The sequence below is a fragment of the Mesorhizobium sp. M0139 genome (assembly GCF_040322455.1).
In the GTDB taxonomy this organism is placed as follows: Bacteria; Pseudomonadota; Alphaproteobacteria; order Rhizobiales; family Rhizobiaceae; genus Mesorhizobium.
Genome location: NZ_JAMYTN010000023.1, coordinates 17,639 through 40,488, shown reverse-complemented (window position 1 = coordinate 40,488; position 22,850 = coordinate 17,639). Strand labels below are relative to the sequence as shown.

26 protein-coding genes are annotated in these 22,850 nt (G+C 64.2%); 14 read left to right on the top strand and 12 right to left on the bottom strand.

What is annotated here, in order from left to right; all coding sequences use genetic code 11:
• Positions 1–163: 163 nt before the first annotated feature.
• Positions 164–1,831: an FAD-dependent oxidoreductase gene (locus NKJ58_RS28415; RefSeq protein ID WP_352519103.1), complete on the top strand. Its 1,668-nt coding sequence runs from the start codon at positions 164–166 to the stop codon at positions 1,829–1,831.
• Complete coding sequence (locus tag NKJ58_RS28410; RefSeq protein ID WP_352854446.1) at positions 1,831–2,136, top strand: UBP-type zinc finger domain-containing protein; 306 nt, start codon at positions 1,831–1,833, stop codon at positions 2,134–2,136. The genes NKJ58_RS28415 and NKJ58_RS28410 overlap by 1 nt, the downstream gene beginning before the upstream one ends.
• 316 nt (positions 2,137–2,452) lie before the next feature.
• Here the strand turns inward: NKJ58_RS28410 and NKJ58_RS28405 are convergent, their stop codons facing one another.
• The 6 genes from NKJ58_RS28405 to NKJ58_RS28380 form a co-directional block, all read right to left on the bottom strand.
• Positions 2,453–2,626 (bottom strand): hypothetical protein, encoded by a 174-nt coding sequence (locus tag NKJ58_RS28405; protein ID WP_023752815.1) that lies wholly within the window; start codon positions 2,624–2,626, stop codon positions 2,453–2,455.
• A gap of 149 nt (positions 2,627–2,775) precedes the next feature.
• On the bottom strand, positions 2,776–3,957 hold the full coding sequence (locus NKJ58_RS28400; protein WP_023752816.1) for a trans-sulfuration enzyme family protein: 1,182 nt from the start codon (positions 3,955–3,957) through the stop codon (positions 2,776–2,778).
• Entirely contained in the window at positions 3,954–5,387 is a 1,434-nt protein-coding gene (locus NKJ58_RS28395; RefSeq protein WP_023692936.1) for a pyridoxal-phosphate dependent enzyme, read from the bottom strand. The genes NKJ58_RS28400 and NKJ58_RS28395 overlap by 4 nt, the downstream gene beginning before the upstream one ends.
• Before the next feature lie 227 nt (positions 5,388–5,614).
• The gene (locus NKJ58_RS28390) at positions 5,615–6,982 is read right to left on the bottom strand and encodes an FAD/NAD(P)-binding protein (protein ID WP_023752817.1); all 1,368 of its coding nucleotides are present in this window, start codon (positions 6,980–6,982) and stop codon (positions 5,615–5,617) included.
• Positions 6,983–6,998: 16 nt separating this feature from the next.
• Positions 6,999–7,475, bottom strand: a complete 477-nt coding sequence (locus NKJ58_RS28385; RefSeq protein ID WP_023672084.1) for an RrF2 family transcriptional regulator — start codon at positions 7,473–7,475, stop codon at positions 6,999–7,001.
• Positions 7,476–7,890: 415 nt separating this feature from the next.
• The gene (locus NKJ58_RS28380; protein ID WP_156931603.1) at positions 7,891–8,199 is read right to left on the bottom strand and encodes a hypothetical protein; all 309 of its coding nucleotides are present in this window, start codon (positions 8,197–8,199) and stop codon (positions 7,891–7,893) included.
• 84 nt (positions 8,200–8,283) lie between these two features.
• On the opposite strand from NKJ58_RS28380, the gene tauA reads away from it, so the two are divergent.
• The 4 genes from tauA (at position 8,284) to NKJ58_RS28360 (ending at position 11,370) form a co-directional block, all read left to right on the top strand.
• Entirely contained in the window at positions 8,284–9,297 is a 1,014-nt protein-coding gene (tauA, locus tag NKJ58_RS28375) for a taurine ABC transporter substrate-binding protein (protein WP_023752818.1), read from the top strand.
• Between the two features lie 161 nt (positions 9,298–9,458).
• The gene (locus NKJ58_RS28370) at positions 9,459–10,250 is read left to right on the top strand and encodes a taurine ABC transporter ATP-binding protein (protein WP_023752819.1); all 792 of its coding nucleotides are present in this window, start codon (positions 9,459–9,461) and stop codon (positions 10,248–10,250) included.
• Positions 10,247–11,107: an ABC transporter permease subunit gene (locus NKJ58_RS28365; RefSeq protein WP_023672088.1), complete on the top strand. Its 861-nt coding sequence runs from the start codon at positions 10,247–10,249 to the stop codon at positions 11,105–11,107. Before NKJ58_RS28370 ends, NKJ58_RS28365 begins: the two co-directional genes overlap by 4 nt.
• A gap of 80 nt (positions 11,108–11,187) precedes the next feature.
• Positions 11,188–11,370: a hypothetical protein gene (locus NKJ58_RS28360; protein WP_023672089.1), complete on the top strand. Its 183-nt coding sequence runs from the start codon at positions 11,188–11,190 to the stop codon at positions 11,368–11,370.
• A gap of 136 nt (positions 11,371–11,506) precedes the next feature.
• On the opposite strand, the gene NKJ58_RS28355 is transcribed toward NKJ58_RS28360, so the two are convergent.
• Positions 11,507–11,794 carry a GIY-YIG nuclease family protein gene (locus tag NKJ58_RS28355; RefSeq protein WP_023710330.1) on the bottom strand — a complete coding sequence of 96 codons (288 nt, stop codon included), beginning with the start codon at positions 11,792–11,794 and terminating at the stop codon, positions 11,507–11,509.
• A 283-nt stretch (positions 11,795–12,077) separates the two neighbouring features.
• Here NKJ58_RS28355 and NKJ58_RS28350 point away from each other — a divergent pair, with 283 nt between their 5' ends.
• The 4 genes from NKJ58_RS28350 (at position 12,078) to NKJ58_RS28335 (ending at position 15,854) form a co-directional block, all read left to right on the top strand.
• Positions 12,078–13,031, top strand: a complete 954-nt coding sequence (locus tag NKJ58_RS28350; RefSeq protein ID WP_352764663.1) for a sulfonate ABC transporter substrate-binding protein — start codon at positions 12,078–12,080, stop codon at positions 13,029–13,031.
• A 69-nt stretch (positions 13,032–13,100) separates the two neighbouring features.
• Complete coding sequence (ssuD, locus tag NKJ58_RS28345) at positions 13,101–14,270, top strand: FMNH2-dependent alkanesulfonate monooxygenase (RefSeq protein WP_352764662.1); 1,170 nt, start codon at positions 13,101–13,103, stop codon at positions 14,268–14,270.
• Positions 14,267–15,043 (top strand): ABC transporter permease subunit, encoded by a 777-nt coding sequence (locus NKJ58_RS28340; RefSeq protein ID WP_023706945.1) that lies wholly within the window; start codon positions 14,267–14,269, stop codon positions 15,041–15,043. Before ssuD ends, NKJ58_RS28340 begins: the two co-directional genes overlap by 4 nt.
• 7 nt (positions 15,044–15,050) lie before the next feature.
• Positions 15,051–15,854: an ATP-binding cassette domain-containing protein gene (locus NKJ58_RS28335; protein ID WP_023827556.1), complete on the top strand. Its 804-nt coding sequence runs from the start codon at positions 15,051–15,053 to the stop codon at positions 15,852–15,854.
• A gap of 319 nt (positions 15,855–16,173) precedes the next feature.
• Here the strand turns inward: NKJ58_RS28335 and NKJ58_RS28330 are convergent, their stop codons facing one another.
• Positions 16,174–16,359 (bottom strand): hypothetical protein, encoded by a 186-nt coding sequence (locus NKJ58_RS28330; protein ID WP_023750996.1) that lies wholly within the window; start codon positions 16,357–16,359, stop codon positions 16,174–16,176.
• A gap of 310 nt (positions 16,360–16,669) precedes the next feature.
• Between NKJ58_RS28330 and NKJ58_RS28325 the strand changes: the two genes are divergently transcribed.
• The 4 genes from NKJ58_RS28325 to NKJ58_RS28310 all read left to right on the top strand — a co-directional run bounded on the left by NKJ58_RS28325 (position 16,670) and on the right by NKJ58_RS28310 (position 19,887).
• Complete coding sequence (locus NKJ58_RS28325) at positions 16,670–17,029, top strand: septal ring lytic transglycosylase RlpA family protein (RefSeq protein WP_352854440.1); 360 nt, start codon at positions 16,670–16,672, stop codon at positions 17,027–17,029.
• Positions 17,030–17,281: 252 nt separating this feature from the next.
• On the top strand, positions 17,282–18,559 hold the full coding sequence (locus tag NKJ58_RS28320) for a polyhydroxyalkanoate depolymerase (protein ID WP_023672097.1): 1,278 nt from the start codon (positions 17,282–17,284) through the stop codon (positions 18,557–18,559).
• A gap of 211 nt (positions 18,560–18,770) precedes the next feature.
• Positions 18,771–19,388: a transglutaminase-like cysteine peptidase gene (locus NKJ58_RS28315; protein WP_352854438.1), complete on the top strand. Its 618-nt coding sequence runs from the start codon at positions 18,771–18,773 to the stop codon at positions 19,386–19,388.
• A gap of 292 nt (positions 19,389–19,680) precedes the next feature.
• The gene (locus NKJ58_RS28310) at positions 19,681–19,887 is read left to right on the top strand and encodes a hypothetical protein (RefSeq protein ID WP_023710325.1); all 207 of its coding nucleotides are present in this window, start codon (positions 19,681–19,683) and stop codon (positions 19,885–19,887) included.
• 90 nt (positions 19,888–19,977) lie between these two features.
• Here NKJ58_RS28310 and NKJ58_RS28305 read toward each other — a convergent pair whose 3' ends face one another.
• From NKJ58_RS28305 to NKJ58_RS28290, 4 genes are all read right to left on the bottom strand, one after another.
• On the bottom strand, positions 19,978–20,346 hold the full coding sequence (locus NKJ58_RS28305) for a helix-turn-helix domain-containing protein (protein ID WP_023687588.1): 369 nt from the start codon (positions 20,344–20,346) through the stop codon (positions 19,978–19,980).
• A complete protein-coding gene (locus NKJ58_RS28300; RefSeq protein WP_023672101.1) occupies positions 20,346–20,864 on the bottom strand; it encodes a Smr/MutS family protein in 519 nt (172 codons plus the stop codon). The genes NKJ58_RS28305 and NKJ58_RS28300 overlap by 1 nt, the downstream gene beginning before the upstream one ends.
• Positions 20,861–21,961, bottom strand: coding sequence for a murein transglycosylase A (gene mltA / locus NKJ58_RS28295; RefSeq protein ID WP_352854455.1), 1,101 nt, complete (start codon positions 21,959–21,961; stop codon positions 20,861–20,863). The genes NKJ58_RS28300 and mltA overlap by 4 nt, the downstream gene beginning before the upstream one ends.
• Before the next feature lie 79 nt (positions 21,962–22,040).
• Positions 22,041–22,745 carry a Tim44/TimA family putative adaptor protein gene (locus NKJ58_RS28290; protein ID WP_352854436.1) on the bottom strand — a complete coding sequence of 235 codons (705 nt, stop codon included), beginning with the start codon at positions 22,743–22,745 and terminating at the stop codon, positions 22,041–22,043.
• Positions 22,746–22,850 lie beyond the last annotated feature (105 nt).

Here is a 22,850-nt window from a genome sequence, read left to right as displayed (position 1 = left end):
GGCTCGCCCTTATAAAGGTCGCACTGGTCGGCGCGCTGTTTGCCTTGCAGCGCGGGGCCATGCGAAGCATCCGAACCAGCTGGCGCGGGAGCCACCTCCCCTTCCGGCCAGTCCCCCAACAAACCACTTCAAACCCGGCGGCCGTGGCGCTACGCTCGCACCTATGGCCCCACCCACCCAGCCGATCACCGTCACCCGCCGCGACCAGATGTTTCCCATCCTGGGCGACGCCGATATCGAGCGCATGCGCCGGTTCGGCGAGGCGAGTTCCTATGCCGCCGGCGAGCATATCGTCACCGCCGGCACCGTGGCGCCGGGGCTGATCGTCGTCCTGTCGGGCACGGTCGATATCACCCAGGATGTCAGGCCCGGCCGGCGCGAGACCATCGTCACTCATGGTCCCGGCAATTTCATCGGCGAGCTGGCGCAGCTTTCCAGCCGGCCGTCGCTGGTCAATGCGGAGGCGGCCGAGCCGGTCGAGGCCTTCGTCATCCCCTCGCAGCGGCTGCGCGACCTGATGGTGCAGGAGGCAAGCCTTGGCGAGCGGATCATGCGGGCGCTGATCCTGCGCCGCGTCGGGCTTCTGGAAAGCGGCTCGAGCGGGCCGGTCGTCATCGGCCCGGCCGGCAATGGCGACACGCTGCGGCTGCAGGGATTTCTGCGCCGCAGCGGCCAGCCGCACCGCGCGCTCGATTCCGACAGCGACCCGTGCGCCAAGACGCTGATTGAGCATTTTCATGTTGACCCGCACCATCTGCCGATCGTGCTCTGCCCCAACGGCAAGCTGATGCACAATCCCGGCGAAACCGAACTTGCCCGCTGCATCGGCCTGCTGCGGCCGATCGATCCCAACATGGTCTATGACGTCGCCATTGTCGGCGCCGGACCGGCGGGGCTGGCGGCCGCGGTCTATGCGGCATCCGAAGGGCTGTCGACCATCGTGCTCGATTGCCGCGCCTTCGGCGGCCAGGCCGGCGCCTCCGCGCGCATCGAGAACTATCTGGGTTTCCCCACCGGCATTTCCGGCATGGCGCTGATGGCGCGCGCCTACAACCAGGCGCAGAAATTCGGCGTCGAAATACTCATCCCCGACGAGGCCAAGCTGCTCGGTGCAGCAGGCGAGGGCTACACGCTCGCCGTCGGCGACGGTGAAAGCCTGCGCGCACGCACGGTGGTGATCGCCAGCGGCGCGCGCTACCGCCGCCTCGACATCGCCAAGCTGGCCGAGTTCGAGGGCACGTCGGTGCATTACTGGGCCTCGCCGATCGAGGCGCGGCTATGCACAGGGCAAGAAGTGGCGCTGGTCGGCGCCGGCAATTCGGCGGGGCAGGCGGCGGTCTATCTCGCCAGCCAGGTGCGCAAGGTGACGATGCTGGCGCGCCGCGGCGGCCTCAGGGAAACCATGTCGCGCTATCTGGTCGAGCGTATCGAGGCGCAACCCAACATCGAGGTGCTTGGCGAGACCGAGATCGAGGCGCTGGAAGGCGAAGGCGGCAATCTCACCCAGTTGCGTTGGCGCAACCCCGGCGGCGTCGAGACGCGGCCGATCCAGCATCTCTTCCTGTTCATCGGCGCCGACCCCAACACCGATTGGCTGGCTGGGTGCAATATCGCGCTCGACGCCAGGGGCTTCGTGCGCACCGGCGCCGACATAGGGGCGGGCCAGATGGAGACCAGCCGCAGCGGCGTGTTCGCCATCGGCGACGTGCGCTCCGGCTCGGTCAAGCGGGTCGCCGCCGCCGTCGGCGAAGGCGCCCAGGTGGTGGCTGCCTTGCACGCCTATCTCGCGCGACCCGACGCAGCAGCGCCCGAACTGGCCAGGAGAGCATAATGGATGAATGCAAACACACGCGCGACATCAAGACGGTGACGCCGAGCGCGCTCGGTTGCGAGGAGTGCCTGAAGAGCGGCTCCATGTGGGTGCATCTCAGGCTCTGCCGCACCTGCGGCCATGTCGGCTGCTGCGACGACTCGCCCAACCGCCACGCCACCAAGCATTTCCACGCCACCAAGCACCCTATCATCGAAGGCTACGACCCGCCGGAAGGCTGGGCCTGGTGCTTTGTCGACGAGGCGTTCATCGACCTCGAAGGCAACGTGACGCCGCAGAACGGCCCGATCCCGAAGTTTTTCTGAGGCGAGCCAGGCTGGCAGCTGTGCCCTTATCGCACCAAAGGCGATCGTGTATGGCGTCCGCCCGAAGGTCAGGGCAATCGGATAGGGCGCGCCCCCACTCCGTCTCGGCTTCGCCGAGCCACCTCTACCCCCACATTCGTGGGGGAGAGGAAATGTCAACCACCGAGCTCGCAGCCTGAAAGGCTTGGGTTTCCTCATCCCCCATGGACATGGGGGGAGAGGTGGCCGCGAAGCGGACGGAGTGGGGGCAGGCGCTGTCCTACGCGATTGCCCCGCCCTTGTGGGAGGCTAGGTCCTTCTGCACAAGAAGCCCTGTTTATTTTATGGAGCCAGTAACCGTGCGGTCGAGGGCGTCGGGACTGTGGTCGTTGCCGGCAAGTGCGGCAATGATCAGAAGACTGGCGACGACCGGGACGAACAGGATGGCCACGCGGGCCTGCACATAAAAGATGGCTCGCCATTCGCTGCGCTTTTCCGGGCTGTTGTCCATCACACTCACTCTCGCCATGCCACCCCAGGCGGGACATAGCGGCGAAGGGTTAAGCAAAGGCTGCTGAATGTGTTAACGCGCGGCGGATTGGGATTTAATCTTGATGGTCAGCGCCGCCCCTCATTGTCATCGGTACGCATCCGGTACGCCTACCCCCGCAACGCCTGCTCCAGATCGGCGATCAGATCATCGCCATCCTCTATCCCCGCCGACAACCGCACCAGCGAATCCGAAATGCCGATTTCCGCGCGCTTTTCCGCCGGGATCGAGCCGTGCGTCATCAGCGCCGGGTGTTCGATCAGGCTTTCGACGCCGCCGAGGCTTTCAGCCAGCGTGAACAGTTGCGTCCGTTCGAGGAAGCGTTTGGTGCCGGCGAGTTCGCGGTCGAGGTCGACCGAGATCATGCCGCCGAAGGCATGCATCTGTTGGACGGCGATGGCGTGCTGCGGATGGCTGGCCAGGCCGGGATAGACGACGCGGCGCACATCTTTTCGCGCCTCCAGCCACTGCGCAATCTTCAGGCCGTTCGTGGAATGCCGCTCCATCCTGAGCGCCAGTGTCTTGATGCCGCGCAGCGCGAGAAAACTGTCGAAGGGACCGGAGATGGCGCCGATGGCGTTCTGCAGGAATTTCAGCTGGGCCGCCAAATCCTTGTTGTCGCCGACGATGGCGACGCCGCCGACCATGTCGGAATGGCCGTTGAGATATTTCGTCGTCGAGTGGACGACGATGTCGATGCCGAGTTCAAGCGGCCGCTGGATGTAGGGGCTGCAGAACGTGTTGTCGGCGACCGTCAAAACCCCTTTGCGCCTGGCGAGTGCCGCAACGCCTTCGAGGTCGACGATACGCAGCAGCGGATTGGTCGGAGTTTCGACCCAGAGCAGTTTTGTCTCCGGGCGAATCGCTGCTTCCACCGCCGCCAGATCGGTGAAGTCCACAGAACTCACCTGCAGATTGGCCGAGCGCTTGCGCACCCGCTCCATCAGCCGGAACGAGCCGCCATAGATGTCGTCGGTTGCAACGATATGGGCGCCGCTGTCGAGCAGCTCAAGCACGGTCGAGATCGCCGCCAGGCCGGAAGCAAAGGCAAAGGCGGCCGAGCCGCTCTCGAGATCGGCCACCGCGCGCTCGAAGGCAAAGCGGGTCGGGTTTTGGCTGCGGGCGTACTCAAACCCCTTGTGCACGCCGGGCGACTGCTGGCCATAGGTCGAGGTCGCGTAGATTGGCACCATCACCGCGCCGGTCAGCGGGTCATGGCTCTGGCCGCCATGGATGGTGCGCGTGGAAAAAGCCAGGCGGTTCTTGCCCGATGGGGATGTTTCAGCAGTCATCGTGCGCGCCTCAAATGGTTGATCAGGTCGATACGGGTTATCAGGCCGACGAACTCGTCGCCATCGAAGATGATGGCGACCTCGTTGCGGTCGAACACCGGCAGCAGCGCATCCAGCGTCTGGCTGGCCTGCAGCGTGTGCAGATTGGAGGTCATGGCGGTGCGCACCGGGGCGTTGAAGCGGTCCCAGCGGCCGTCATAGGGGCCGTCGACCTTGGCCAATATATCGCCCTCATCGATAATGCCGACCAGCTTGCCATTGTCCAGCACCGGCAGCTGCGAGACATCGGAGCGGCGCATGCGGCCATAGGCGTTGAGCAGGCTTTCGTCGGGGCCGACATAGACGGTGTCGCCGGTGCGGTGCGAGCGCATGACAAGGTCGCGCAGATCGCCATGCTGTTCCTGTTCGGCCAGCCCCTGTTCGGCCAGCCAGAAATCGTCGAACACCTTGGACAGATATTTGTTGCCGCTGTCGCAGACGAAGGTGACGACGCGTTTCGCTGTCGTCTGCTCGCGGCAATAGCGAAGCGCGGCCGACAGCAGCGTGCCGGAAGACGAGCCGGCGAGAATGCCTTCCTTCGAAAGCAGGTCCCGCACGGCCAGCATGCTCTGCTTGTCTGGGATGGAATAGGCTTTCCTGACCAGCGACAGATCGGCATTGGGCGGCACAAAATCCTCGCCGATGCCTTCGACGGTCCAGCTGCCGGCTTCTTCCATCTTGCCGGTCTTGATCAGCGGCGCCAGCACCGACCCCACCGGATCGGCCAGCACCATTTCGGTCTTCGGCGATGTTCTGGCGAAGTAGCGGCCAAGCCCGGTCAGCGTGCCGCCGGAGCCGACGCCGACGACCACGGCGTCGAGGTCGCCATCGAGCTGGGCAAGGATTTCCGGTCCGGTGGTGGTCTCATGCGCCTCGGGGTTGGCCGGGTTGGCGAACTGGTTGGCGTAGAAGGCGCCGGGCGTTTCCGATGCGATCTTCTCGGCCATGTCCTGGTAATATTCGGCATGGCCCTTGCCGACATCGGAGCGCGTCATGCGCACTTCGGCGCCGAGCGCGCGCAGATGCTGGATCTTTTCGCGCGACATCTTGTCGGGCACGACGAGGATGATGCGGTAGCCCTTGGGGATGCCGACCTGGGCGAGGCCGAGGCCGGTATTCCCGGCGGTCGCCTCGACGATGGTGCCGCCGCGCTTGAGCTTGCCTTCCTTCTCGGCCGCGGCAATCATCGACAGCGCAATGCGGTCCTTGATCGAACCGCCGGGATTCTGGCTTTCGAGCTTGATGAACAGCCGGCACTTGCCGGTGTCGAATTTGGTCAGTTCGACCACCGGCGTCTGGCCGATGAGGTCGAGCACCGAGGCGTAGGGCGGACGCAGGCGGGATAACGCGCCGTCCGAACTGCCTGGCGCAGCTTTTCCGTGCTCGCTCATATCGATGTGCTCCCTTGAACAAGCGACCGCCTCGGGGGCAGAGCGGCAGCGTAGCTTCTTTTCCGGCCGTTTGCAGTCGGAAAGAAGGTAGATCGTGCCAATCAACCGGCGAGAGGGGGAATGGAATTCCAGTTTGAGGCGGGCTTTGGACTCAAGCCCAACACCCTCCGTAGCGATCCTTCCCACTCCCCTCTGAGGGGAGTGCTATCCCGCCGACGTCAACAGCTTTACCCCAGCAGCTGCTTGGTCAGCCTAGCGCATTGCACGCGGATGTCGGGGATGGCGTCGATCTCGAAGAAGGTGCCGCGGGTCAGCGGCCCGACGGCGAGGATCTTGGCCGATGCGGTGCCGTCGCCGGCGATGATTTCGCACTTGGCCGTTACATCGAGGCCAAGCCGCAGCGGGTCGGGCCGCGCCAGGCCGCGGTCGACCAGCGAGCGCACGACGCTGTTTGACGTCGTCGAGATGTCGCGGGCGATGCCGGTGCAATCATAGATGCGCGCGACCTGCAGCGTTTCCAGCGCCTTTGTGTGGCGGGACTGGATGCCGACGGTGAATCCATCGCCGGCCTCGATGCCGACGACACGGCCGGCGACCGGGCGGATGCGGCCGGTGCGCACCGCCTCGGTGACGCGGGCATGCACCTCGGGCGCCAGCCGATGGCGATGGATGTCCCACCAGGCCTTGGTGTGCTCGACGAAGCGGCGCTTGGCAGAGGACGGCCAGTTCTGCCAGATCTTCTGATTGAAGGGTCGCAGCCCATCGACGACGTCGCGCCAGTCGATGCCGGCCTTCTGGTTTTCGCGGATCAGGTCGCGGAACCAGCCGACGAAATAGGAGAGCTGCGTGCCGAGCGGAATGTCGGCGACGTCGAGCTTGATCGGGTTGCCCTTGCGGTGCGGCGACGGCAGCAGCCCGCGCCGCGATACGGCGACGATCTCGCCGCGATGGCCGCGCTGCTCGAGCGACAGGAAGGCATCGACCATGCTGAGCCCGGTGCCCAGCACCAGCACGCGGGCTTCAGGATCGAGCGCGGTGTCGGCCTCGGTGCCCATGCGGATGGCGTGGCCCTGGCCGGCGCCGGGCTGCTCGTCATGGCCGGTGGCAAGCACCGCCAGATGCGCGACGACGCTGGTGCCGTTGGCCAGCACCACTTCGACGCCGGACGATGTCGGCGAGATCGACAGGCTTTCCTCGCGAATCAGCCTGAGACGGCCGGTTTCCTTTTCGCGCGCTTCGAGCTCGTCGAGCACTTCCTTGAGGTAGCGGGCATAGACGCTGCGCGGTGCATAGAAGGGTGTCTGCGGCGTCTGTTCCTGGCTTATCAGGCCGCGCCCCTGCAACCAGCGCCAGAAATTCAGGGGATCGTCGGCATAGGCGCTCATCCCCGCGGCGCTGACATTCAGCACGTGCGCCGACAAAAGCGTCGAATAGGCGATGCCCTGGCCGAAATGCGGACGCTTTTCGATCAGCGTGACGCGAAGGTCCGGGTTGGGCGACTTCAGCAGATGAGCGGCCAACACGACGCCGCTGGCACCGCCGCCGACGATGATGATCGAGCTGGGGATGATCGAATTGGCGCGCGCGACGCTCATGCGAGCACGCTCAGGATCAGGCGGGGACCTTTTGCGCCGGCGCAAGCTCGTCGATGTCCCTCGCGACCGGAAGGTCGTCGAGGACGATGTCGCGCATCTCGGCCAGCGTGCGCTGGTCGAGCACCTCGGCGATCGCCTGCCGGACCTCGAGCATCAGATGTCGGACTTGGCATGTCGCCTCATTGCAGTCTTCACAGCGCTGATACTGGGTGCGGCTGGCGCAGGGGATGGGCGCCAGCGGTCCGTCGAGCACGCGCACGACATGGCCGACCTTGATCTCGTCGGCCGGGCGCGCCAAGCGATAGCCGCCATCCTTGCCCTTGCGGCTCTGGACGAAACCGGCATTGCGCAATTCGCCCAGAATGGCGTCGAGGAATTTCTTCGGAATGTTGTTGCCGCTGGCGATGTCGCCGACGAAGGCGAGCTGTCCCACCGGCAGATGCGCCAGATGGACCAGCGCCTTGAGGCCGTACTTGCCTTTTTTGGTGAGCATAGACCGAATGTTTCTCTGTCAGGCGATGGCCCCAAACCATCGGTTGCGAAACGCCTGACGTGCCTCCCCGCCGCGTGCAAGCTGCTTCGACACATAAATTCTACTGACATGATATACAAGCCGAGAAACCTTGATTTTGCTTCGTTTTCACGCCGCAGGGGCCACTTTGGCAAGCTTTGTGCCGTTAAGGTCACAGCCAGCCGCGAGCGATTGCGGCGATGAGCGGCGGCTCCTGCTCCCAATGTCGATAAGATTACTATACTTACCCTCGAACACGCGGAACGTGTTTTCAAATCAACCGTCTTTTACAGCATGGATTTGCGCCATTTGGGGCTTTGCCGGGAATTTTGGGTCGCAGCCCGCGGATCGGCGAAACATGACTCCCGACAGCTCGGGCGCCGCCCTGCGCCCGATATCAGGACGCCGCGTTGTCGCTCTGAGACCGGGCGGCCTTGGCGGCCACCGGCACGCCGCTTGAGCGCAGCATCCAGCGGTGGCCGTCGCTGCGGAAGTCGGTGAGGCTCAACGGCTCGACATCGATCCTGCGGCAGGCCGCAAGCGGCGCGCCGAGCACCAAATCAGGCCTCTTCCGTAGGAGGGTTGGCAGGACCACCAACTCTTCAGCACCTTGGGGGCGCCGTTTGCGTTTGTGCACGGTCCGACACGGGCCGGTCACCGCGCCCGCATCAGCCGTTGGTTTTTTTCTAACAAGTGCTTTTTCCATGGAACGATTTAACTCTACAAGAATGATAGAATTAGCTGACTATGAACAGGCATCCGGTTTTTCTCATTTTTCATGGAGCCTTTCATGTCCAGCATTTCGCGACGCATTGTCCTCCTGTCGTCGGCAGCTTTGGCGGGTGCGGCCTTCCTCGGCCCGGCTCAGGCGCAGGACCTCAACATCACCATCGGCTACCAGACGGTGGTCGAACCTTCCAAAGTAGCGCAGGCCGACGGCGCCTATGAAAAGGCGACCAAGGCCACGATCGACTGGCGCAAATTCGATTCCGGCGCCGATGTCATCGCCGCCGTCGCATCCGGTTCGGTCGATATCGGCTATGTCGGCTCGAGTCCGCTGGCCGCGGCCGCCAGCCGCGAACTGCCGATCCAGACCATCTTTGTCGTCGGCCTGATCGGCCAGTCCGAGGCGCTGGTCGCCCGCAATGGATCCGGCATCGAGAAGATCGCCGACCTCGCCGGCAAGAAGGTGGCGGTGCCGTTCGTGTCGACCACGCATTACAGCCTGCTTGCCGCGCTGAAGCACGAAAACGTCGACCCGAAGTCGGTCGAAATCCTTAATCTCAGGCCACCGGAAATAGCCGCCGCGTTCGCTCGCGGCGACATAGACGCGGCCTATGTCTGGGATCCGGCGCTCGGCCAGATCAAGACGACAGGCAAGGTGGTGCTGGATTCCTCGCAGGTTGCCGCCTGGGGCGCGCCGACCTTCGACGCCTGGATCGTGCGCACCGACTTCGCCGAAAAGAACCCGGACGCCGTGCGCGATTTCGTCAAGGTGACCGGCGAATCCTATGCCCAGTTCCTGGCCAAGCCCGAGGCATGGTCGGTTTCGTCGCCGGAAGCGGCCAAGATCGCCAAGATCACCGGCGCCAAACTGGAAGAGGTGCCGCAGCTCCTCAAGGGTTACGTCTTCCCGACATTGGAAGAGCAGGCTTCCGACAAATTCCTCGGCAGCGGCACGGTCAAGGCGATCGAGGCAGCTTCGGCCTTCCTCAAGGAGCAGGGCAAGATCGACGCCGTGCTGCCCGACTATTCGAAATACGTGTCGTCGAAATACGTGACCGAGGCTCTGGCCTCGAACTGATCTTCAGTTTTACGCAATTCCGGACGGAAAACCGCTTCACACTTTTCCTGGAATTGCTCTGAACACGCGCGGTTTCCTCTTCCCTGACGCCGCGTGCTGCCTGTCCCGGATCCGCTTAACGAGGGCCGGGGCAGGCTGATTTTCTTCCGGAGCCCCTTTTCATGCCGCATCTCGTACTCGACCCGCATCTCGTACTCGACAAGGTCTCGGTTCACTATGACGGCCAGGCAGCGCCGGCGGTCGACCGAGTTTCCATCGATGTCGCCAAGGGTGATTTCGTCGTGCTGGTCGGCCGCTCCGGCTGCGGCAAGACCTCGCTGCTCAATGTCGCCGCCGGCCTGGTCGAGCCTGCGCGCGGGGTCGCCACGATCGGCGGCCGGCCGATCACCGGCCCAGGCTCCGACCGGGCGGTCGTGTTCCAGAACGATGCGCTGTTTCCCTGGCTGACGGCTCGTGAAAACGTCGCCTTTGCGCTCAGGCTGCGCGGCGTGCCGCAAGCCGAGCGGGCGCGCCGCGCCGACCAGTTGCTGGCGCTGGTCAAGCTTGACGGCGTCGGCGACAAACGCATCTGGGAATTGTCCGGCGGCATGCGCCAGCGCGTCGGCCTCGCCCGAGCGCTCGCGGCCGAGCCGGAATTCCTGCTGCTCGACGAACCGCTCGGCGCACTCGATGCGCTGACGCGCGAGCGCATGCAGACGACGCTGCTCGACCTGTGGACCGCAAGCCGGGTCGGCGTGCTGATGGTCACGCACGGCATCGAGGAGGCGCTGGTGCTGGCCACAAGCATCGTCGTTTTGGCGCCCGGACCGGGCCGCGTGGTGCGGACATTCGAGACCGGTTTCAGCCGGCGCTATGCCGCAGGCGAGCCGATCCGCGCCATCAAGGCCGATCCAGTCTTTGCCGCGGCGCGCGGCGAGCTGACCGATGCGATCTTCGAAGGAGAGGCGGCATGAGCGTCACCTCCTACAGCGAGCGGCCGGCCACCGGGACCGGCGAGGCCGATGCCATTTCGGTGCCGTGGTCGCGGCCGGTGCGGAAGCGGCGCGGGGTTTCCTCGCGGGCGATCAGCGCCGTCACCATCCTGGTCGTGCTGGCGGCATGGGCGCTGTCTGCGCGCCTGCAACTGGTGTCGCCGGTGTTCCTGCCGTCGCCCGCCGCCGTGTGGACCAAGTTCATCGTGGTGATCAAGGACGGCTTCGTCGACGCGACTTTGCTCCAGCATATCGTCGCCAGCCTCGGCCGCGTGTTCGCGGCGCTGCTCGCGGCCATCGTCATCGGCGTTCCGGTTGGGCTGGCTATCGGCATTTCGACGGTCGGGCGCGGCATCTTCGATCCGTTGCTCGAATTTTTGCGGCCCATCCCGCCGCTCGCCTATCTGCCGCTGGTCATCATCTGGTTCGGCATCGGCGAGCCGTCAAAGATCCTGGTGATTGCCATTGCCATGCTGGCGCCGGTGGCGCTGTCGACGGCCTCGGGCGTGCGCGGTGTCTCAAAGGAGCGCATCGATGCGGCCCGTTCGCTTGGTGCGACGCAGCGCCAAGTGGTGCGCCATGTCATCCTGCCCAGCGCGCTGCCGTCGATCCTCACCGGCCTGCGCATCGCGCTCGGCGCCGGCTGGTCGACGCTGGTTGCAGCCGAGCTGGTGGCGGCAACGCGCGGCCTCGGCTTCATGATCCAGTCGGCCGCCCAGTTCCTGGTCACCGATGTCGTGGTGATGGGAATAGTGGTGATCGCGACAATAGCCTTCGTGCTGGAATTCATCATCCGCCGGATCGAGCGTCAGCTGGTTCCGTGGGCGGGAAAGGAATGACAACAAATTTCTGCCGGTTTGACCGGCTGCTTCCCTTCGCAGCACGGCGACCGCCGATCCGGAACAGAAGGAGTGATGTCATGACCCAGTCCACCGCGGTGCTGTTCGCCCACCTCGGCAACTGGCTGCTCGCCTGGCGGGAGAACTCGTCGTCACAGCCGCAACCGAAATCGCCGGCCCCGGTGCAACTCGACGCCGAACGCGACCGCCTGCCGCCACGCGACGAGGGATTTTACTGGGCCTGGCAGTATTGGTCGCAGTGAGGTGATGGTGATTAGCGCCAGCCTTTGCGATTTCGTCATCCTAGGGCGAAGCAAGGAGCGAAGCGACGCGGCGCAGACCCTAGGATCCATGCCGAGACGCTGATGCTACGCTCCAGGGGAGCAACAAACCGGGCGCCTACCACCCGGTTCCGCGAAACAGCTCAAACCACTCCGGATTGGCCTTCTCTATCAGTTCGATCTTCCACTGTCTCGGCCATCGCTTCAGCGACTTCTCGCGTTGAATGGCATCGGTGATGTCGAAGAATTCCTCATACCAGACCAGCCGTTGAACACCGTAGCGGCTGGTGAAGCCTGCGCCCTGGCCGGATTTGTGTTCAGGCATGCGGCGGGCGAGATCGTTGGTGACGCCGATGTAGATCGTGCCGCGTTTTTGGCTTGCAGTCATGTAGACGTAGCCGGTCATGGTTTCAGGGTATCGAGCCTCGGTTCGCGCACAAGCGACATTCTGATCCGTTCCACTCTACGGCAAACGTCACGGCATGGATCCTAGGGTCTGCGCCGCGTCGCTTCGCTCCTTGCTTCGCCCTAGGATGACGAGCGCTGGGTTCTGAAGAAAATATTTCCACGTCAAGCAGCCAACTCGCAAAATCGTTTCTCTACTAAATTTATAGAGCTACCTAGCCTTGTCTCTCATCCACGGCAGGGAGCCCTTCCCGGCGCCGGTTCGCAGCGAAGGAAGAGGGATCATGTTCAGCCTGACCAGACGCATCTTCGGCATCGGCCTGTTGGCGGCGGGCATTGCTGCCTCGCTCAGTGCCTCGGGGCAGGAGTTGAAGCAGCTCAACATCGGCTATCAGAAGACCGGCCTGCCGGTCATCGCCCGGCAGCAGCAGGTGATCGAGAAGGCGCTGAGCGACAAGGGTGTCGCGGTGAAATGGGTCGAATTCACCGCCGGCCCGCCGCTGGTCGAGGCGCTCAATGTCGGCGCCATCGATGTCGGCTGGACCGGCGACGCACCGCCAATCTTCGGCCAGTCGGCCGGCGCCAACATCGTCTATGCGGCGGCACTGCCGGCCAATGGCGACGGCGAAGCGATCTTCGTCAAGCCGGCATCGCCGATCCAGTCGCTCGCCGACCTCAAGGGAAAGCGCATCGGCGTCGGCAAAGGCACCAGCGCGCACAATCTGCTGGTCGCGGCACTCGAAAAAGCAAACCTCCCCTTCGACCAGATCACCCCGGTCTATCTCAGCCCGGCCGATGCCGCGGCGGCCTTCGCCAGCGACCAGATCGATGCCTGGGCGGTCTGGGATCCGTTCTACGCCATCGCCGAGACACGCTACCAGCCGCGCGTGCTGGCGCGCTCCAGCGAGGTGCTGAAGGTGAACACCTATTTCCTCGCCAACAAGGATTTCGCCAAGGCGCATCCGGAGACGATCGCCACGACGATATCGGCGCTCGGCGTGGCGGCGAAATGGGCGGACGCGAACCGCGACAAGGTTGCCGCGGCGCTGCATGAGGTGACCGGCGTGCCGCTCGATGCACAGACGATCGCGGCCAACCGCACCAAATTCGGCATCTTCCCGATCACCGACGAGATCATCGCCGGCCAGCAGGCGACAGCCGATCGCTTCTACAAGCTCAAGCTGATCCCGAACGCGGTGCGCATCTCCGACGCCGTGTGGACCGCACCGGGCAATTGAACTTTCACGTGTGGCGCCGGGCGGAAAACGCCCGGCGCCTTTGCCGTTTCAAGCTTCAGGGATTTCGCCATGACCGCTTCATCAAGCCCGCAAGCCGGCCCGCTCGATTTCTTCTGGTTCATCCCGACGCATGGCGACGGCTCCTATCTCGGCTCCGAACAGCTGCAGCGGCCGCCGGAGTTCGCTTACTTCAAGGAGATCGCACAGGCCGTCGACCGGCTCGGCTTTCCCGGCGTGCTTTTGCCGACCGGGCAGAATTGCGAGGATTCCTGGATCACCGCTTCCGGACTAGCGGCGCTGACCGAAAAGCTCAAATTCCTGGTGGCGCTGCGGCCCGGCGTGACGCTGCCGACCTTCGCGGCGCGCCAGACCGCGGCGCTCGACCGGCTGAGCAATGGCCGCCTGCTGCTCAACGTCGTGGTCGGCGGCAACCCGACCGAGCTTGCCGGCGATGGCGTGTTCCTGCCGCATGACGAGCGCTATGCCCAGGCGCAGGAGTTCCTAACCATCTGGCGCGCGCTGGTGTCGGGCCAAAGCGTCAATTTCAACGGCAAATATTACCGCGTCGACAATGGCCGCCTCGACCTGTTGCCGAGCCAGGAGCGGCCGCCGCTCTATTTCGGCGGCTCGTCGGATGCGGGCCAGGAGCTCGCCGCCGCTCTGGTAGACATGTACCTGACCTGGGGCGAACCGCCGGCACAGGTGGCCGAGAAGCTCAGTGCTGCGCGCAAGAAAGCCGAACGGCGCGGCCGCAAACTGCGTTTCGGCATCAGGCTGCATTTCATCGTGCGCGAGACCGAGGAAGAGGCCTGGCGCGCCGCCGACCGGCTGATCAGCCACGTCACCGATGCCCAGATCGAAAATGCCCAGGCCCGCTTCACCAGGGAGATGGACTCTGTGGGACAGCGGCGCATGGCCGAACTGCATGGCGGCCGCCGCGACAGGCTGGTGGTTTCGCCCAATCTGTGGGCCGGCGTCGGCCTGGTGCGCGGCGGCGCCGGCACAGCTTTGGTCGGCTCGCCCGAGCAGATCGTCGAGCGCATCCGCGAGTATCAGGCGATCGGCATCGACACCATCATCGGCTCCGGCTACCCGCATCTCGAGGAAGCCTACCGCGTCGCCGAGCTTCTGTTCCCGCGTCTCGGCCTGGGCACCAGGCGGGCACGGGCGCATGAGCACATCGCCAATGAATTCGCCGTCGGGTTCCACGGCGCCAACCGCCTTCAGGCGTCGTCATGAGCCTGGCTCAACGGGTCAAACAGAACGGCATCGGCTGGCTGCTGCCGGCGTTGGTCATAATTGGCTGGGAAGCCGCCAGCCGCGCCGGCGTGATGCCGGCCAATGTGCTGCCGGCGCCGAGCGCGGTGGCCGAGGCCTTCTGGCGGCTGACGCTGTCGGGCGAGCTGATACAGAACATCGGCGTCAGCACGCTGCGCGCGCTGGCCGGCTTTGCCATCGGCGGCTCGATCGGCTTTGCACTCGGCCTTGCCAACGGGCTGTCGGCGCTCAGCCGCGGCCTGACCGACACGACGCTACAGATGATCCGCAACATCCCGCATCTGGCGCTGATCCCGCTGGTCATCCTGTGGTTCGGCATCGACGAGGAAGCAAAACTGTTCCTGGTGGCGCTCGGCGTGTTCTTCCCGATCTACGTCAACACGCTGCTCGGCATCCAGAGCGTCGACCCGCATCTGGTCGAGATGGGCCGGGTCTACGGCATGGACCGCCGCGCGTTGTTTTTTCAGGTGATCCTGCCCGGCGCGCTGCCGGCGATCTTCGTCGGCCTGCGCTATGCCTTAGGCATCATGTGGCTGACGCTGATCGTTGCCGAAACCATCTCGGCCAGTTCCGGCCTCGGCTACATGGCCATGCAGGCACGCGAATTCCTGCTGATCGATGTCGTCGTGCTGTCGATCCTGATCTATGCGCTGCTCGGCAAGCTTGCCGACAGCTTCGCCCGCCTGCTCGAGCGGCTGTCGCTCGGCTGGCATCCCGCCTTCCAGAACGCCTGAGGGTTCGATGCCAACCGCCAGCCTGACCGCCATCCGTTCCTTCGTCGCCGCGCCGGAACCGTCACGGCCGGAGGAGGCCGTCGACAGGCAGCGCGCCTTTGCCTTCAAGGGCGTGGAAAAGCGCTTCGGCGACAAGGTCGTGCTCGACGGCATCGATCTCGATGTGCCCGTCGGACAGTTTGTGGCCGTCATCGGCAAGAGCGGCTGCGGCAAGAGTACGCTGTTGCGGCTGCTGGCCGGGCTCGATCGGCCAACCGCTGGATCCCTGTCATTCGGGCCGGAGGCGAAGGCCGGCGCGGGGGAAGAGAGCCGCTTCATGTTCCAGGAGCCGCGGCTGCTGCCCTGGGCCAGCGTGGTGAAAAACGTCGAGGTCGGACTGACCGGGCTTGCCACCGGTGCGGAAGCCAGGCGGCGCGCGCTCGCCATCCTGGGTGAAGTCGGCCTCGCCGACCGCGCCGACGAATGGCCCTCGGTGCTCTCGGGCGGCCAGAAGCAGCGCGTGGCGCTGGCGCGTGCCCTGATCGGACAGCCAAAGATTCTGGCGCTCGACGAGCCGCTCGGCGCACTCGATGCGCTGACCCGCATCGAAATGCAGCAGCTTCTGGAACGTATCTGGCTGGAGCAAAAATTCACCGCCGTGCTGGTCACGCATGACGTCGCCGAGGCGGTTGCGCTCGCCGACCGGGTGGTGGTGATCGACGAGGGCCGCATCGCGCTCGATCTCGACGTGTCGGTGGCGCGGCCGCGCCGGCGCGGTTCGGTCGAGCTTGCCAGGCTGGAGGGAAGGATTCTGGATCAGCTGTTCGGGTAGTGCTGTCGCGGGCAGGGCATTCTATCCGAACCGGATAGATAGGTAACAGAATGGACCGGCAATAAGGGGTGGCTGTTTTCTTGCTCGCCGGGTTGTGCCTGTTTGCGACTGCGGGTTTGACCAGCGCCTTCCCCCACTCCGTCACCGCTTCGCGGCGCCACCTCTCCCTCCTCCGGAGGGAGAGGAAGGGAGCCAGGCGCATAAGTTCGCGCCCCTGCAAGGCTCGCGCCTTTCCTCTCCCCCGTCGATCGGGGGAGGGGTGTCGAGCGAAGCTCGACGGAGTGGGGGTCGATCTGTGGCGGTCGACTTTCGTCGCAACTCACCCCGGCGAACGGCTCGCCCATACCAGCCCGGCGAAACCGACCAGCATGGTCACGATGCCGATATAGAGCCATTGCGACTGGCCGGTCATGAAGCTGCCGCCGACCACGCCAATGCCTTGCAGCGACCACAGCGCGCCGATGGCCAGTACGATCAGAGCCAGCAGATATTTGAACAGTCTCATCGTTGGAATCCCTTTTCAAAGTCGATCGTCAACTGCGCCATGACCGTGATGACAGAGCGAAAGGACGGCGCCCAATCGCGCTCTCTTGTACTTGTACTATAACGTCCTGCCTTGCTCACGGAATCTGTGAAACAGCTCGCAATATCGCCGGCGATACGGCCGCGCCACACGAAAGATGCCTGACAAACTGTTTCCCAGCGACTCCAAACGTGTGCCGGTGCCACGGAACTGCCCGATGCTTGCCGCATTTCCTGCCTTATTCCACACTTAACGGCTGGGGTCTGTCGAAAACGGAGCCAATCCCCCCAACATGAAGAAAACAAACCAGACCGCGCTTGTCGCGGTAACGATCGCGGCTGGCCTGATGGTCGGTGCATCCGCCTCCTCCGCCGCCGGCCAGTGCGGCCGCGCCTCCTGGTACGCACTGCATTCCAGGACCGCCAATGGCGAACGCATGAACCCGTCGGCGCTGACCGCCGCGCACCGCAGCCTGCCTTTCGGCACCAAGTTGAAAGTGACCAACCAGAATAATGGCCGCAGCGTCGTCGTGCGCATCAACGACCGTGGACCGTTCATCAAAGGGCGCGTGCTCGACCTGTCCAAGGGCGCCGCCGGCCAGCTCGGCTTCATCGGCTCCGGCCATACCTCGGTGTGCATGGCGCGCGTCTAGATCTGTCCAAGTCCGGCCCGATCGGGCCGGACGCATCCTGCCTCGTTGTCCAACAGCGTTGCATTTTGCAGTGCACATTGAGCCGGCTGCACCCGCCCAACGCGGTTTCTCAAGGCCTTGGACGAAAGATTGGCATATGTCACGCCACGTGACGTATTGCATCGCAGCAATATCTTGTTAACCTCCGCGCGAGACATTCAAGGCTCGGCGCTGTCCGTCGTCCCTTCGGTCACGGCAGCTGCGGAGTACCTGATGTTCTACCAGCTCTATGAAATGAACCATGCCGCCCTGCAGCCCGCGCGGCTTTATGCCGATGCAGTGCGGCTGTTCTACACCAACCCGCTCAATCCGTTTTCGCATACGCCGTGGGGCCGCTCGGTCGCTGCCACCGCCGAACTGTTCGAGCGCACAACGCGCCGCTACAGCAAGCCGCATTTCGGCCTGAGCAAGACCGTGGTCGACTGGAAGAGCGTCGAGGTCAGCGAAAAGACCGTGTGGTCGCGGCCGTTCTGCAATCTCACCCGCTTCGAGCGGTCGGTGCCCGCCGGGCGCAAGGCCGACCCCAAGCTTCTCATTGTGGCGCCGATGTCGGGCCATTATGCGACGCTGCTGCGCGGCACGGTCGAGGCGATGCTGCCCTATGCCGACGTGCACATCACCGACTGGGTCGATGCCCGCATGGTGCCGGTGACCGACGGCCATTTCGACCTCGACGATTATATCGACTACATCATCGACATGCTGCATGCGCTGGGGCCGGACACCCATGTGATGGCGGTGTGCCAGCCTTCGGTGCCGGTGCTGGCGGCGGTGGCGCTGATGGAAAAGCGCGGCGATCCCTTCGTGCCCTCGACCATGACGTTGATGGGCGGGCCGATCGACACCCGCCGCAATCCGACCGCGGTCAATCTGCTGGCCAAGGAAAAGGGCATCGACTGGTTCCGCGACAACGTCATCATGCACGCGCCCTGGCCGGTGCCGGGCTTCGGCCGCGAAGTCTATCCGGGCTTCCTGCAGCTGTCGGGCTTCATGAGCATGAACCTCGACCGCCACATCACCGCCCACAAGGACTTCTTCATGCATCTGGTCAAGCATGACGGCGACAATGCCGAGAAGCACCGCGATTTCTACGACGAATATCTGGCGGTGATGGACCTGACGGCGGAATTCTATCTGCAGACCGTCGACACGGTGTTCGTGCGCCATGCGCTGCCCAAGGGCGAGATGACGCATCGCGGCGAGGTGGTCGACACCAAGGCGATCCGCAATGTCGCGCTGTTCACGGTCGAAGGCGAGAACGACGACATTTCCGGTCTCGGCCAGACCCAGGCCGCCCACGATCTCTGCCCCAACATCCCGGCTGACCGGCATGCGCATTACATGCAGCCGGCCGTCGGCCACTACGGCGTCTTCAACGGGTCGCGATTCCGCTCGGAAATCGTGCCGCGCATCGTCGATTTCATCACCAGCTACGGCCGCCAGAACCGGGTTGCGGTGAAACCAAGGCTGGTCCGCTCCGCCAAAAGCTGAGGCTCGATCCGGCTGCAGCGTGCATTGCCCGCAAAAGCGGGGCGATTTTGCGTGCCACAGGCGTTCTGTTGCACAATAGACGCTGTTGGGCGGGCGCGGGTAACCATGCCGAAGAATCTGGCTCCCCCGATAATTGACACGGAGTGTAAATCCCCTTTAACCTTTCGTTAACAACAAGGGCGAACGGGGACAACAAGGGCGAACGGGGACAATGACTTCCTCACCGATAGCACGGACGCTGCGCTTGTGGGCGGCAGCAGGGCTGGCGATCTCTGCGTGCTGGGCAGTGCCGGCACTTGCAGGCGGCGCCATGGCGACGGGCGGCATGACCTCGCAGCCGATCGGCCACTATGATTTCTGTAAAACCCAGCCCGGCGAATGCTCGATCCGGCCGAGCAACCTCAAACCCGCCGCGATGACCGACGCCTTCATGCGCAAGCTGATCAACGTGACGTCAAGGGTCAATGCCGCCGTCAAGCCGATGAGCGACTACGACATCTATGGCAAGGACGAGGTCTGGGCCTATCCCGACAAGGGCGTCGGCGATTGCGAAGACTATGTGCTGGAAAAGCGCCGCCAGCTCTCGCGCTCTGGCGTGTCGCTGGCCGATCTCTTGATCACCGTCGTGCGCAAGCCGGACGGCGAAGGCCATGCCGTGCTGACCGTGCGCACCGACAAGGGCGACTACGTCCTCGACAATCTGACCGACAAGGTGAAGATCTGGGACGCCACCGGCTATCGCTTCCTCAAGCGGCAGGCCATCGACAACACCGGCCGCTGGGTCTCGATCCGCGGCGGCCAGCAGGTACTGGTCGGCGCGGTTCAGTAAGGACACGACGCTTTCGAACGAGCGGGATATCGGCCCGCGCGCCATCTTCAGGATGAGTCAGCGCCGCCCCTCATCAACGCTGCGGAATAGGTGCCGGCGCAGCGGCTATCTCCCTTCCCCCGTCACCACGGGGAGAAGGTGCCGGCAGGCGGATGAGGGCAGCGCTGCCCTCGAAATCTTATCTCTCGAAACGCCTCCTCAAATAATTTCGCTACCTGCGTGAACCAAACCGTCTCCAGCGGCGACACACAGCCGTAACCTGAACCCAACCACCCAAACATGGAGACTTCAAATGACTGCTTTCCTTCGTAATGCCTTCCTCGCCGTTGTTGCGGTGTCTTCCTTGGCCGGATCCGCCATGGCCGATCAGACCGGTTGCGCCAAGACCAACAACTGGGGCAATCGCTGTTGCGAGCTCAACTCGGACTGCCTGGGCGGTGGCCGCGGCGGCGATCATGACAGCACTGGCGGCCGTGGCGGCCAGGCCGGCGCGAAGTAATCGTGACATATGCCCGCTGGCTATCGGCCGGCGGGCATCGCTTTCAGGAACAGCGCAAGCAAACCTTGCGCCTTGGCATCGCTTACCGGATTACTCTCGCCGCTCCAGTGCGGCCCGGATCGACGCGGTGATGCGGGCAAGCTCGGCTTCGTCCAGCTTCTCGATGTTTTCGGCCAGGAGATTGGCCAACTCGGTGGCGGCAGGACTGAGGCCGGACGTATCGAGTCTCACCCGCGGATGTGAGGCCTCGGCCAGACGCGCCAGCTCTTCGGCATCGTCCCAGATGACGTTGAAATAACCGATGATCTTCTGGATCAGCGTCCAGGTCGGCGCGCCGCGGCGGCCATGTTCCAGCGCCGACAAATAGGCGGCGCTGACTCCGATCGCCTGCGCCATGTCCTTCTGGCGCAAGCCGCGCTCGGCTCGAAGCGCCCGCAGTTTTTCGCCGAAGGGCGTCATCAGCGGGTTCGCCTGAGTCGAACGTAGAGCGCGCCCGAACCGCCGTGGTTGCGGGCGGCGTGATCGTGGCTGGAGACCAGCGGCCGGAAGGCAGGCGTCGACAGCCAGGCAGGCACGGCGCGTCGCAAGACGCCGTCGCCGCCCGACGACGACCCTTTTCCCGTAATGACGAGGACATAGCGGATGCCGCCGGCATGGGCCCGGTGCAGGAACGAAAACAGCAGCGAATAGGCCTCGTCCTGGGTCATGCCATGCAGATCGACGCGGCCTTCGATCGGCAGCCGGCCCTTCTTCAGCTTGTCCAATGTCGGCTCGTCCAGCGCGTGCGATACATGCTGCGCCTTCGGCTTGGCGGCGAGGACCGGACCGACAGCGACCGGCGTCTGTGCCGGCTTAGGGTCGACGACGATGTCGGGAATCTCGACCGCGGTCCGGCCCTTCAGCGGTCGGGCGGTGCGCGCCACCAGGTTCCACAGCACCCGGTCGTCTTCGTTGAGTTTATCGGGGCGCTTGCTCATCGATTCGATTCCGAAACGAGAGCGCGTGGAACCAAGGCATAGAAATCGGCCGCATTGCGAACGACGCCGGCGATCTCGCCGGCCGCATCGCCGGAGCCGCCGAACAGATCGCCCCGCGCCGGTCCGGTGATGGCCGAGCCGGTGTCCTGCGCAATCATCAGCCGCCGGAACGGTTTTCCGTCGAAGGCGGTCAGCGACGGAGCGTCGATGTAGAAGGGGGTACCGAATGTGTGCAGCAGCCGGTCGACCGCGAGCGAACGGCCCGGCGTCAACGGCACCTTGGCGGCGGCGATAGGACCGAGTGCGGCATCGTCGACATCGGCTTCGCGAAAGAAGATGTAGGAGCGGTTCTGCCAGAGGATCTCGTCGACGCGATCCGGATGCGCCCTGAACCAGGCGCGGATAGACTGCATCGTCACTTTTTCCAGTGGGATTTCGCCGAGTTCGGCGAGAATCTTCCCCGGACCGCTGAAACGTTGGCCGGATTTGGCGGCGTAGGTGACGCGGCAAAGCCGGCCGTCGGTCATCTTCAGCCTGGCCGCACCTTGCACATGGATGAAGAAGACGTCGACCTTGTCGGCAAGCCAGGCGATTTCCAGGCCTTGGCCGGCCAGCGCGCCTCTCTCGATCTCACTGCGGTCGAAATACTCCACCAGGCCCTGCGGCGTATCGCGGGCGAAGGCGAGATAGTCGTCCATCCCTCGAGGACGGTTGGCGTCATCGATGTCGACGAGGTCGGCCGGCCGCTCCAGTAGCGGCACCGTGAATTCATCCGTGCGCACTGGTGAGGCCTCGACCTCCGGCTCGTAGAAGCCGGTGACCAGGCCGGGGTTTTCGGATCGAATCTGGACTGGGGCGAAATGGCGCTCGAAAAAACCCTTGGCCGCCGACCGATTCGCCGGCGAAACGGTGCGCGCCTCGTCATAAGCGCCGGCAAACGCGTCGAACCGGACGCCCAACGAACCGGTGCGGTAGGGCTTGTTCAGGACATGAAAGGCCGAACGGCGGAAGGCTTCGAAAGCGGGCAGATGGTCATCGGAATTCCAACCGGGAAGATCATCGAAGGACTTTTCCACGAAAAGCGGCGAGAGCGACACCTCAGCCTCGCCACTGCCGATGTTTGCCTGCATGTCGCTATCCCAAAAAAGCTGCCCGCACCGGGCGACATGCATAGGCTCAGTCTTCTTCCTCGGTGGCGACCAGCTTCCAGTTCGGATCGCGCGAGCGTGTGTCGCGGGCGAAGGTCCAGACATCCTTGACCTCGGCCACCGTCTCGGGATCGCCATCGATGACGGCACCCGCCTTGTCGCGGGTCGCCGAAATCAGTTCGCTCACGATGCGCAGCGTGATGTGGGCCTCGCCGCCCTTCATCTCGGCCGAGACGATGTCGGCCTTATCGATGCCGATGAAGGAGGACTGGATCTTTTCGGCTTTCGCCTCGCGGTCGCCAATCGCGGCAACGAAGCCGTCAAAAACCTCGCGCGACAACAGGTTCTTCAGCGTTTTTCGGTCGCCATCGGCATAGGCCATGACGATCATCTCATAAGCCATCTTGGCGCCGTCGACGAAGACTTTGGGGTCGAAGGAGGGATCATTGTCCTTGATCGCGCGCAGGCCCTTGTTGAGGTCGGTGTCGGGCTTGGCGAAGGCATCGATGGCCGCATAGGTCTCGGCAGCCGTCTCGCCCGGCATGCGCTTGCGTGGCAGCGAAACCACATTTTCGGGCTTCTGGGTCGCGTCCTTCTCGGTGCGGCTGGCCGTGTACGGATCGAAGGGCGGGCGCTCGCTGCCCGTGCGGCGGCCAAGCACGTTGCGCAACTGGAAAAAGATCACCACCGCCGCAATCAGAAAGAAAATGGTGCCGAAGTCGAAGAATCCCATAACTTTCGCCAATCAATCCCTGACCTGGCCGGGACCGCCAGCCAATCGGGCGGCGGTCGCATGGCGTTAAACATGCAAAGCATATAGAACGCATGGCGCAATCAT

Coding starts and splice junctions, on each gene's coding strand:
- NKJ58_RS28415 (WP_352519103.1), top strand. CDS start 164: ATGGCCCCACCCACCCAGCCGATCACCGTCACCCGCCGCGACCAGATG.
- NKJ58_RS28410 (WP_352854446.1), top strand. CDS start 1,831: ATGGATGAATGCAAACACACGCGCGACATCAAGACGGTGACGCCGAGC.
- NKJ58_RS28405 (WP_023752815.1), bottom strand. CDS start 2,626: ATGGACAACAGCCCGGAAAAGCGCAGCGAATGGCGAGCCATCTTTTAT.
- NKJ58_RS28400 (WP_023752816.1), bottom strand. CDS start 3,957: ATGACTGCTGAAACATCCCCATCGGGCAAGAACCGCCTGGCTTTTTCC.
- NKJ58_RS28395 (WP_023692936.1), bottom strand. CDS start 5,387: ATGAGCGAGCACGGAAAAGCTGCGCCAGGCAGTTCGGACGGCGCGTTA.
- NKJ58_RS28390 (WP_023752817.1), bottom strand. CDS start 6,982: ATGAGCGTCGCGCGCGCCAATTCGATCATCCCCAGCTCGATCATCATC.
- NKJ58_RS28385 (WP_023672084.1), bottom strand. CDS start 7,475: ATGCTCACCAAAAAAGGCAAGTACGGCCTCAAGGCGCTGGTCCATCTG.
- NKJ58_RS28380 (WP_156931603.1), bottom strand. CDS start 8,199: ATGGAAAAAGCACTTGTTAGAAAAAAACCAACGGCTGATGCGGGCGCG.
- tauA (WP_023752818.1), top strand. CDS start 8,284: ATGTCCAGCATTTCGCGACGCATTGTCCTCCTGTCGTCGGCAGCTTTG.
- NKJ58_RS28370 (WP_023752819.1), top strand. CDS start 9,459: ATGCCGCATCTCGTACTCGACCCGCATCTCGTACTCGACAAGGTCTCG.
- NKJ58_RS28365 (WP_023672088.1), top strand. CDS start 10,247: ATGAGCGTCACCTCCTACAGCGAGCGGCCGGCCACCGGGACCGGCGAG.
- NKJ58_RS28360 (WP_023672089.1), top strand. CDS start 11,188: ATGACCCAGTCCACCGCGGTGCTGTTCGCCCACCTCGGCAACTGGCTG.
- NKJ58_RS28355 (WP_023710330.1), bottom strand. CDS start 11,794: ATGACCGGCTACGTCTACATGACTGCAAGCCAAAAACGCGGCACGATC.
- NKJ58_RS28350 (WP_352764663.1), top strand. CDS start 12,078: ATGTTCAGCCTGACCAGACGCATCTTCGGCATCGGCCTGTTGGCGGCG.
- ssuD (WP_352764662.1), top strand. CDS start 13,101: ATGACCGCTTCATCAAGCCCGCAAGCCGGCCCGCTCGATTTCTTCTGG.
- NKJ58_RS28340 (WP_023706945.1), top strand. CDS start 14,267: ATGAGCCTGGCTCAACGGGTCAAACAGAACGGCATCGGCTGGCTGCTG.
- NKJ58_RS28335 (WP_023827556.1), top strand. CDS start 15,051: ATGCCAACCGCCAGCCTGACCGCCATCCGTTCCTTCGTCGCCGCGCCG.
- NKJ58_RS28330 (WP_023750996.1), bottom strand. CDS start 16,359: ATGAGACTGTTCAAATATCTGCTGGCTCTGATCGTACTGGCCATCGGC.
- NKJ58_RS28325 (WP_352854440.1), top strand. CDS start 16,670: ATGAAGAAAACAAACCAGACCGCGCTTGTCGCGGTAACGATCGCGGCT.
- NKJ58_RS28320 (WP_023672097.1), top strand. CDS start 17,282: ATGTTCTACCAGCTCTATGAAATGAACCATGCCGCCCTGCAGCCCGCG.
- NKJ58_RS28315 (WP_352854438.1), top strand. CDS start 18,771: ATGACTTCCTCACCGATAGCACGGACGCTGCGCTTGTGGGCGGCAGCA.
- NKJ58_RS28310 (WP_023710325.1), top strand. CDS start 19,681: ATGACTGCTTTCCTTCGTAATGCCTTCCTCGCCGTTGTTGCGGTGTCT.
- NKJ58_RS28305 (WP_023687588.1), bottom strand. CDS start 20,346: ATGACGCCCTTCGGCGAAAAACTGCGGGCGCTTCGAGCCGAGCGCGGC.
- NKJ58_RS28300 (WP_023672101.1), bottom strand. CDS start 20,864: ATGAGCAAGCGCCCCGATAAACTCAACGAAGACGACCGGGTGCTGTGG.
- NKJ58_RS28290 (WP_352854436.1), bottom strand. CDS start 22,745: ATGGGATTCTTCGACTTCGGCACCATTTTCTTTCTGATTGCGGCGGTG.